Origin of the sequence: Sphingomonas sp. CCH9-E2, assembly GCF_001557215.1 — a bacterium.
GTDB lineage: Bacteria > Pseudomonadota > Alphaproteobacteria > Sphingomonadales > Sphingomonadaceae > Sphingomonas.
Genome location: NZ_LSJM01000001.1, coordinates 1 through 4,948 on the forward strand (window position 1 = coordinate 1; position 4,948 = coordinate 4,948).

Here is a 4,948-nt window from a genome sequence, read left to right on the forward strand (position 1 = left end):
CCGTTGGCAATCCCCTCCCAGCCCCCTATCTCCCGCTCCGACGACCCAACAGGAGCCCGACATGGCCGATTACGACTACGACCTCTTCGTCATCGGCGCAGGCTCCGGCGGCGTCCGCGCCTCCCGCGTCGCCGCCGCGCACGGCGCGAAGGTCGCGATTGCCGAGGAATATCGCGTCGGCGGCACCTGCGTCATTCGCGGCTGCGTGCCCAAGAAGCTGCTCGTCTATGGCGCGCATTTCGCCGAGGATCTGCACGACGCGCGCCGCTTTGGCTGGAACGTGCCCGAATGCGATTTCGACTGGACGGTGCTGCGCGACAATGTCCTGTCCGAAGTCGACCGGCTCAACGGCGCCTACACCAACACGCTCGACAGCCATGGGGTCGAGATCGTCCACGAACGCGCCACCGTCTCCGGCCCCAATGAAGTCACGCTGGCGAGCGGGCGCACGATCACTGCGGCCAAGATCCTGATCGCGGTCGGCGCGCGACCGCTGGTCCCCTCCTGCCCCGGCCACGAACATGGCATCACCTCGAACGAGGTGTTCCACCTCGATGCACTGCCCAAGCGCGTGCTGATCGCGGGCGCGGGCTATATTGCCAATGAATTTGCCGGGATCTTCAACGAGTTCGGCAGCAAGGTGACGCTGATCAACCGCAGCGACGTCATCCTGCGCGGCTATGACGAACAGATCCGCGACCGGCTGCTGCAGATTTCGATGACCAAGGGTATCGATTTCCGCTTCCACGCGGAGTTCAAGGGGATCGAGAAGCAGGCCGATGGCTCGCTCAAGGTCAGCATGACCAACCATGACGATATGGAGGTCGACTGCGTCCTCTTCGCCACCGGCCGCGTCCCCAATACCGACGGCCTGGGCCTCGCCGAAGTCGGGGTCGAGCTGGACGCCAAGGGCGCGGTCGTGGTCGGCGCGGACAACAAGTCGTCGGTCGATTCGATCTACGCCGTCGGCGACGTCACCAACCGCGTCCAGCTGACCCCCGTCGCGATCCGCGAGGGACAGGCCTTCGCCGACACCGTGTTCGGCAACAAGCCGACCACCGTCGACTATGGCTGCATCCCGTCGGCCGTGTTCAGCCACCCGCCGATCGCCGGCGTTGGCATGACCGAGAGCGAGGCGAAGCAGAAATTCGGCGCGGTAAAGGTCTACACCTCAGACTTCCGCGCGATGAAGAATGTGCTGGCGAACCGCAACGAACGCGCGCTCTACAAGATGATCTGCGAGCCCAATTCAGGGAAGGTTTTGGGCCTCCACATGATCGGCCCCGACGCCCCGGAAATTCTCCAGGCGGCGGCGGTGGCGGTGAAGGCCGGCCTCACCAAGGACGATTTCGACCAGACCGTGGCGCTCCATCCGAGCATGGCGGAAGAGCTGGTGTTGATGAAATAAACAACGCTGGTCACCCCGGCCTTGTGCCGGGGTCCACCGGGAGGCAGGCGCGGAGCTTCAGGCTCCATCACCGCGCGTGAGGCTAAGTGGACCCCGGCACAAGGCCGGGGTGGCGTTTGTTACTCGGCGCGCAACAACGCATCCGCCTCGCTGTCCGCCTCGCCCTCGCCGGCAATCGCCCGCGTCGCGCCGACGTCCATCGCCACATTGCCCAAAGTGCGGAAGATGTCGGGGATCGTCTCCACCGCGACGAGCAGCCCCAGCGGCGCGATCGGCACGCCCATCGCGATCGCGATCGGTGCGATCGACGAGACGAAGCTGATCGTCCCCGGCAAGCCCACCGCGCCCATCGTCGTGATCGCCGCCGCGGCCCAGCCCGCCGCGATCTGCCCCGCGGTCAGCTCGATCCCGAACCAGTGCGCGACATAGATCGCAACCGCGAAGTTCATCGCCGGCCCGGTCCAGCGGAACAGCGCGACCGCCAGCGGCAGCACCACGCCCGCGCGCGCCACCGGCACGCCCAGCGCCTCGGTCGAGCGCAGCATCGCGGGCAGGCTGGCGAGCGAGCTTTGCGTCGACGCCGCGACCACCTGGCTCGGCAGGATCGCGCGGATGAACCGCCCCGGCGCCACCTTGGCCACGCCCCAGGCGAATGGCACGGCGAGCAGCCACAGCACCACGCCGACCGTGCACAGGATCGCGACATAATGGAGCAGCGCGCCGAACGCCGACGTCCCCGCCCGCGCGCCGACGACATAGGCCAGCGCCCCGACCCCGATCGGCCCCAGCCACAACACCCAGTTGATCACGACTAGCATCGCATTGCCGATCGCCTGGAAAAACCCGGTCAGCCGCTCGCGCTCCTCCACCGGCAACCGCGTGATCGCAAAGGCGAACACGGTGGTGAACAGGATCATCGGCAGGAACGCGTCATTGACCGCCGACGCGATCGGGTTGGACGGCACCAAAGCGACGAGGAAGGCGGAGAAGGGCGGCACTTCGCCGGTCGGCGGCGCGCTGCCCAGCGCATCGCGCAACGCGGCGGCAAGGTCTGCGCCCAGCGGGAAGGCCGACAGCATCCCCAGCGCGATCGCTCCGCCCAGTGCCGACGAAATCCACAACAGCACGATGAAAGTCACGAATGCCCGCCCGGCCAGCGTGCTCGCCCGCGCCGCCTCCGCCGTCGCGGCAATTCCGGTGATCAGCAGCGACACGACCAGCGGCACGATCGTCATCTGCAGCGCGTGCAGCCACATCGTGCCGATCGGCTGCACCCAGTCGGCGACGACCAAAGCCCGCTCCGGCGCGATTGCAGCGGCACCGACCCCGATGGACAGCGCCAGAATGAGGGCAACGAAGATACGGGTTGCTTGCGACATGCTCGCCCTTGGAAAAAAGCGGCGCTATGACCGCGCCATCACTACAGGTGCAACGTCGCAAAGCGGGCAGATATGGCAAGAAAATATTTCGGCACCGACGGAATCCGGGGCAAGACCAATGCCGGGCACATCACCGCCGCGATGGCGATGAAGATCGGCATGGCCGCCGGCAAGCACTTCCTGCGCGGCGATCACCGCCACCGCGTGGTGATCGGCAAGGATACGCGCCTGTCGGGCTATATGCTCGAAAGCGCGCTGGTGGCGGGTTTCACCAGCGTCGGCATGGACGTGACCCTGGTCGGCCCGATGCCCACCCCCGCCGTCGCCATGCTGACCCATTCGATGCGCGCCGACCTTGGCGTGATGATCTCCGCCAGCCACAACCCCTATGGCGACAATGGCATCAAGCTGTTCGGCCCCGACGGCTACAAGCTGTCCGACGCCGACGAGGCCGCGATCGAGGCACTCATTGACGCCGACATCCCGCTCGCCCCCTCCCCCGACATCGGCCGCGCCCGCCGCGTCGACGACGTCAAGGGCCGCTACATCCACTTCGCCAAGGCGACCTTCCCCGCCGAACTCAGCCTCGACGGGCTCAAGGTCGTGGTCGATTGCGCCAATGGCGCCGCCTATCAGGTCGCGCCCTCCGCGCTGTGGGAGCTCGGTGCCGAGGTCGTCGCGATCGGCGTCTCGCCCAATGGCAAGAATATCAATGACCAGGTCGGCTCGACCGCGCCGCTCACTTTGTGCGAGACGGTGGTCGCATCGGGCGCGCATATCGGCATCGCGCTGGACGGCGACGCCGACCGGCTGATCGTCGCGGACGAGCGCGGCCAGGTCGTCGATGGCGATCAGCTGATGGCCGCGATCGCTGGCGGCTGGGCACGGCAGGGGCGGCTCGCGGGCGGCGGGCTCGTCGCCACCGTCATGTCGAACCTCGGCCTCGAACGCCATCTCGCGGCACAGGGCCTCGGCCTCGTCCGCACCAAGGTCGGCGATCGCCACGTCCTCGAGAAAATGCGCGCCTCGGGCTATAATGTCGGCGGCGAACAGTCCGGGCACATCATCCTGTCCGATTACGCCACCACCGGCGACGGCCTGATCGCCGCGCTGCAGGTGCTCGCCGAAATCGTCCGCGCAAAGGCCCCGGCAAGCGAAGTACTGCACCGCTTCGACCCGCTGCCCCAGTTGCTGAAGAATGTCCGCTTCTCCGGCGGCAAGCCGCTCGAACATGGCGCGGTGCAGGACGTGATCGCTGCCGCCGAGGCCGAACTGGCCGGCACCGGGCGCCTCGTCATCCGCCCGTCGGGCACCGAACCGGTGATCCGCGTGATGGCGGAGGGCGAGGACATGGCGCAGGTCGAGGCGGTGGTCGACCGCATCTGCGACGCGGTACGCGCGGCGGCCGCCTGAGCACGGTGGCCGCCGCGATCGCTCCCGGCACGGTGCATGCCGTAGCGGATGATGTCGCGGCAGCCCTGCGCGCCGACGCCGATCTGCTCACGTGCTGGGAAGGCCTGACGCCGCTCGGGCGCAACGAGTTTCTGTGCTGGATCGAGGATGCGAAACAGGCCGCAACCCGCGCGCGGCGCATCGCGCGGATGGTCGAGGAATTGCGCGCGGGCAAGCGCCGCCCCTGCTGCTGGGCCGGCTGCATCCACCGCACCGACAAGGCACCGGGCGCATGGCAACAGGCCGTCCTGATCGACGGCAAGGCGGCAAAGCGGTAGGTCGGCGCACATCATGGAATCAGACTGGCAGCCCTTTCACACGCTCGACCTCGCCGCAGCCGGGCTGCTGCCCGATGGCTGGGCGGAACAGGTCGCGGCGCTCGCCGAAACACCCGAGAAAATCGCGATCATCGATGCGCCCGGCTGGAACTTCGCCATCGTCGAGGGCGATGTGCTGCGCGCCCGGCTTCCCTGGTTCTGGACCCTCTACCACGGCGTGATGCGCGACTTTGCCAGCACCAGCCTTGGCCAGCCGGTCTTCGCCAGCAACCGGCTGAGTTCCGCAACCACGCTCAACATCCTGCGCGGCGGCGGCGCGACCAATGACTGGCACCGCGACGCCAATATCGTCACCGGCGTCTTCTATGCGGCGATCCCCGAAGGCGCGGGCACCTTGTCCTTCCGCGACGGCGACGACCGCACCGCCACCC

The 4,948-nt window shown here is 67.7% G+C and carries 5 protein-coding genes; 4 read left to right on the top strand and 1 reads right to left on the bottom strand.

The window, feature by feature from the left end; all coding sequences use genetic code 11:
* Positions 1 to 61: 61 nt before the first annotated feature.
* The gene (gene gor / locus AX681_RS00005) at positions 62 to 1,408 is read left to right on the top strand and encodes a glutathione-disulfide reductase (RefSeq protein WP_066664716.1); all 1,347 of its coding nucleotides are present in this window, start codon (positions 62 to 64) and stop codon (positions 1,406 to 1,408) included.
* 119 nt (positions 1,409 to 1,527) lie between these two features.
* Here gor and AX681_RS00010 read toward each other — a convergent pair whose 3' ends face one another.
* Positions 1,528 to 2,787: a dicarboxylate/amino acid:cation symporter gene (locus tag AX681_RS00010; protein ID WP_066681484.1), complete on the bottom strand. Its 1,260-nt coding sequence runs from the start codon at positions 2,785 to 2,787 to the stop codon at positions 1,528 to 1,530.
* 72 nt (positions 2,788 to 2,859) lie between these two features.
* On the opposite strand from AX681_RS00010, the gene glmM reads away from it, so the two are divergent.
* The 3 genes from glmM to AX681_RS00025 form a co-directional block, all read left to right on the top strand.
* Positions 2,860 to 4,200: a phosphoglucosamine mutase gene (gene glmM, locus AX681_RS00015; RefSeq protein WP_066681488.1), complete on the top strand. Its 1,341-nt coding sequence runs from the start codon at positions 2,860 to 2,862 to the stop codon at positions 4,198 to 4,200.
* Positions 4,201 to 4,205: 5 nt separating this feature from the next.
* Entirely contained in the window at positions 4,206 to 4,517 is a 312-nt protein-coding gene (locus AX681_RS00020; RefSeq protein WP_066658810.1) for a YdeI/OmpD-associated family protein, read from the top strand.
* Positions 4,518 to 4,530: 13 nt separating this feature from the next.
* A partial coding sequence (locus AX681_RS00025; protein ID WP_156455952.1) for a hypothetical protein occupies positions 4,531 to 4,948 on the top strand: 418 nt, incomplete at its 3' end.

Bases quoted from the DNA above. Each gene is read 5' to 3' on its own strand.
- gor (WP_066664716.1), top strand. From the start codon at position 62: ATGGCCGATTACGACTACGACCTCTTCGTCATCGGCGCAGGCTCCGGC.
- AX681_RS00010 (WP_066681484.1), bottom strand. From the start codon at position 2,787: ATGTCGCAAGCAACCCGTATCTTCGTTGCCCTCATTCTGGCGCTGTCC.
- glmM (WP_066681488.1), top strand. From the start codon at position 2,860: ATGGCAAGAAAATATTTCGGCACCGACGGAATCCGGGGCAAGACCAAT.